Below are 1,213 nucleotides of genomic sequence, written 5' to 3' on the forward strand. Positions count from 1 at the left end.
ACCTGCAGATGCCGGACCGCCGCCGTGAGCCCCGGACAGAGAACCAGATTCCGCAGGAGCATTAGCTGGAGAAGAATGCTCGATATACTGCAGCAGTCCGTAAGCGCGGTCGATGATGCTGCCGGGCAGCCCGGCAAGACGCGCGCAGTAGATGCCGTAGCTGCTGTCCGCAGCGCCAGCAATCAGCTTGCGCAGGAAAGTCACTTTGTCTCCGCTCTCCTGCACCGCCATGGAATAATTGCGAAGGCCGTTCAGGCTGTCCTCCAGATGCGCCAGCTCGTGAAAATGCGTCGATACCAGCGCCTTGCAGCCGATATGGTGATGCACATATTCGATAACCGCCTGGGCTATGGCCATTCCCTCGCTTGTTGAGGTTCCCCGGCCCAGTTCATCAATGATAATCAGGCTGCGCGGCGTCGCTTTGTCGGTCATGAGCTGGATGTCAGCCATCTCGACCATAAAGGTGCTTTGACCGCCAATGAGATCATCTGCCGCCCCAATTCGTGTAAAAATCCGATCGATGACCGGGATTTCCGCCTGATCCGCCGGAACGAAGCATCCCACCTGCGCCATGATACAGATCAGGGCCACTTGACGCATGTAGGTGCTTTTTCCCGCCATATTTGGACCCGTTATCAGCAAAATTCTGCCCTCGTCCTGCGTGAGACTGCTGCCGTTGGCGATAAAAGAAGCATCCTTCAGCACCGCTTCAACGACAGGATGGCGGCCGCCTTCAATCTTCAAGTCATAACCTTCGGTGAGCGTCGGCTTCACGAATCGCTGCTCCGCGCTGACCGCCGCAAGACCCTGGTATACGTCGATTTCGGCCACTTTTTCCGCCAAACTTTGCAATCTGGGAATCTGCGAGCTTAACCGTTCGCGCAGCTCGCTGAATAAGCTGTACTCGAGATCGGTCATTTTGTCCTGCGCTTCCAGTATCAGGGCTTCCTTCTCTTTCAATTCGGGAGTTACGAAGCGCTCCGCATTGGCGAGCGTCTGCTTGCGCTCATACCGTCCCTCCGGCAGGGACGCCAGATTGGAACGGGTGACTTCTATATAATAGCCGAACACCTTGTTGAATCCGATTTTCAGCGACTTGATTCCCGTTGCCAGGCGCTCCTTCGCCTCAAGCTGGGCTATCCAGCGCTTGCCGCTGCTGCTTGCCTCTCTAAGCTCGTCCAGCCGGGCATGGTAGCCGGGCCGAATCAGCCCG

At 56.9% G+C, this 1,213-nt stretch carries 1 protein-coding gene; it reads right to left on the reverse strand.

From position 1 onward, the window contains the following. Positions 1–1,213, reverse strand: a 1,213-nt coding sequence (mutS, locus tag L691_RS0109780; RefSeq protein ID WP_025690283.1) for a DNA mismatch repair protein MutS, incomplete at both ends; no start/stop codon positions are given.

This window comes from Paenibacillus zanthoxyli JH29, assembly GCF_000520715.1.
GTDB lineage: Bacteria > Bacillota > Bacilli > Paenibacillales > Paenibacillaceae > Paenibacillus_AQ > Paenibacillus_AQ zanthoxyli.